Here is a 3,262-nt window from a genome sequence, read left to right as displayed (position 1 = left end):
GTAGCCGGAACGTTTTAGTTTCACGAACTTTGTTTATCTTCGGCAGAGAGAACTCAGTTCGCTCTGACGCGACCACGCAAATGCGCGAAACGTTGCACGAAAACGCCAAGGAAACCCGGAAAAGATTGCGCAGAATCCTCTTCCCTATCCAATCTTTGTCGTAATTTTCATATGATTTACTTTGCGTTGAATCTCAAAATATAATTTTAGCGCCGAAAACTTTGTCGCCGAGCTTTGTCAAATTTCATATGATTCTCCTTGCGCTGAAATCTTAATCAGAGAGTTCGCTGCAAACAAGTAATTTTTTTTTCAGCCAATCTTTGGCGAAGTTCTTTGTCAGAAATCCTAGCGGAGTTTCGTTGTGGTTACGTTGTGGAATTTCTTTGTCGGCCACAAAACAAATTTCCTGGTAAATTGAAATTTTAAAATGAAAAGCCTAGAGAAAATGAAATCAATTCGCTTTGTCAGGCGTCATCGTGCAACAGCCGGTAAGTGAAATCGCTGAGAATCTGCAAGATTCATGTTTTATTTTCACGAAGAAATATTATCTTGGCAGAGACAACTCAGTTCGCTTTGATCAGCGACTTCGCTTACCGGCGAAACGTTGGTGGCAATTTTTGCGGACCGACAAACATCATAACAAACAATAATGAAAACTAGACAACTAATTTTTACAGCAATTTCTTTTAATCTGATAGTAGCGGTAATAATGATTGTTTCTATGTTTGGATTGGACGGATTAGAATTTCTTGTTGAATTACCGCTAAATATTTTGGTCGCTCTTATTGGACTTTACTCTTGTGGTTTTTACATTGAAAAAAATATAGAAAATACAATTCAACGCAGCCCAAAATATGCTGCAATAACTGGAGCATCAGCATTGTTTTTAATTTTGGCAACGGCAACATTTTTAGGTTCGTCTGTAGGTTTTATCCAAGAAGGAATTTTACAATCACATCAAGAATACACAATTCAAAATGCTATTTTTGATTATTATTTCAAGCCTTTCTTTTGGATTTTTTTAATGGGTTTTATGCCAACTTTGATTGTAGGAATCATTTTAGGTTTATTTATAAAAACGAATTTAAAAAATAAAACTGCCACCAACAGCGCAGTTAAGCAAGCGCTAGATTTTTCAGGCTAGAAAGTTCGTTTCTCACGAAGAAAGATTATCTTCGGCAGAGAGAACTCAGTTCGCTCTGACGCGCCTGCGTAACTGCGCGAAACGTTGGCAGAAATTTTACCAGAGAATTCGAGAGCTTATTGTAACAGAGAATAATTTTGTAAATTGTGAACAAATAAAAAATAGAAAATGAGAAAACAATTTTTTGTGTTATTGATTATCAATATATTTTATTTATCCGTTAAAGCACAAACCATAAGAGAAATTCCTGTGTATACATTAAACGACATTGCGTGTGCATCTTATGACAATTATGGACCAGTTATTTATTTTAACCCTAATATTTGCCAACAAGCAGGACAATTAACAACTTTATTTTTTAAAGCTCACGAATACGCACACCATAATTTAGGACATGTTATTCAAAAGCTTTGGAATGCAAATAACCCGTATGTTCAAAATTGGCTAGATAAAAATATGGAAAATGATGCTGATGCTTACGCTGTGAGATATTGGGTTGGACAAAATAATATTCAAGTTATACAATCTTGGGTAAATACGATGTGGTCAATTAATAATTTGGGCGATAATACCCATTTGCCATCACAAATTAGGGCAACTAATGTTGTACAATATTATTACCAATTAACTGGATTTAAATTATTCCCTTAATACAAAAATAAAAAAAATGAAACTAAAAATTTTATCCTTCATCGTGTTATTCTTAACAGTGACACTAACAGCAAATGGACAATCTAAAAAAATTGTTGAAGAATTTACATCAACATTATTTCCAAACGTGGGAAAAGAAAGTAGTAACGATATTTCTTATTCAGAAATTTTGAAAGATAAGTACAATATTGAATTTATGGCATCAAAAGTTAATGATTTAGATACGGGAGATTGTGTTTTTAGCATAATAAATGACGGCGAAATTCTAACCTCTCAATTAGAAGTCCAAGAGGATTTCCCTTACGAAATTTCAGATCAAAATAAAAAATATAATGCAAAAATTACTTATATCAAATATGTTCCTAATACAAAAAATCGAAACGCAAGTAGTGTTGTAATTAAAGTAATTGTTTATTCAAACGATAATTCATTGGAAATAGATGATTTTAAAATTACAACCCCTAATAACATCCTAAAAAACAATAAAACTATTTTATGGGCAACACAATATTATGTGCATCAAGCAGAATATTCCAAAAATGGATTTCCTCTTATGGATATTGAAGAAAAAAATACTTTTACCAAAATAGAAATTTGTGATTGGTGTGATGGAGCTGTTGAAGGGACAATTTTTACAAAAGATAGTTTGGGAAATAATATTACTTTAAATTATGCAGGAAAAAGCAAAAAAGAATTAGTTAATTGTTCTAAATGCAATAAATACAAAGGTTACAAAAATAAAGGTATAAGACGCTCTTTGTGGTATAAAGCTAAGGGAAAATATGGAGATGGTGTTAATGGATATATATTAGTACCATTTAGAACTATTGCTGTTGACAAAACAAAAATTCCAATTGGAACAGTACTTTTTATTCCTAGTGCTGTTGGGAAAGAAATCATTTTACCAAACGGAACAAAATCGTCACATGATGGATATTTCTTTTCAGCAGATGTTGGAGGAGATATTAAAGGAAATCATATAGATGTATTTACAGGACTTTTCAAGAGTGAACCACTTGATTTTATCAAATCAATACCAACAGGAACTTTTGAGGCATATATAATTACAAATGATGAGATTAAAAACCAATTAATAAAGAAACATAGAAAATAAAAACTTCTGCCAACCGCCGCTACGACGACATTGCGGGTTTTCGGTAGCCGGAAACTGTTATTTCACGAACATTGTTTATCTTCGGCAGAGGCAACTCAGTCCGCTTTGCCGCAACGTCGCGTAGCGGCATAACGTTATGCTCGCGCCCTGGGTTCCACATACCACAGCATCCGTCAACTATCATGATTCGAAAAGGATCTTAAGAATTTACTCCTTCCCCATTTTCTATAATCTATTTTCTCTTTTAAAAATAATTTAGCAGAGCGTTCCTATTTCATTAGGTTTCTTCATGCCTAGCGTTGCCTATAATCCGCGGCCAGTAGACGCTACTTCGCAAACTACAACCCTACCGC

Annotated in this window: 3 protein-coding genes; all 3 read left to right on the top strand. The window is 33.7% G+C overall.

The genetic code is table 11. The features are described 5' to 3' along the window. Positions 1–649 precede the first annotated feature (649 nt). Positions 650–1,144 (top strand): hypothetical protein, encoded by a 495-nt coding sequence (locus BLP55_RS16335; RefSeq protein ID WP_091147381.1) that lies wholly within the window; start codon positions 650–652, stop codon positions 1,142–1,144. Positions 1,145–1,312: 168 nt separating this feature from the next. Continuing rightward, positions 1,313–1,795: a M48 family metalloprotease gene (locus BLP55_RS16330; RefSeq protein WP_091147378.1), complete on the top strand. Its 483-nt coding sequence runs from the start codon at positions 1,313–1,315 to the stop codon at positions 1,793–1,795. A 16-nt stretch (positions 1,796–1,811) separates the two neighbouring features. Continuing rightward, a complete protein-coding gene (locus BLP55_RS16325; RefSeq protein WP_091147374.1) occupies positions 1,812–2,909 on the top strand; it encodes a 3D domain-containing protein in 1,098 nt (365 codons plus the stop codon). The last annotated feature ends 353 nt before the right edge of the window (positions 2,910–3,262 follow it).

This window comes from Flavobacterium caeni, from assembly GCF_900101895.1.
In the GTDB taxonomy this organism is placed as follows: domain Bacteria; phylum Bacteroidota; class Bacteroidia; order Flavobacteriales; family Flavobacteriaceae; genus Flavobacterium; species Flavobacterium caeni.
This window is presented reverse-complemented; position numbering and strand designations above follow the sequence as displayed.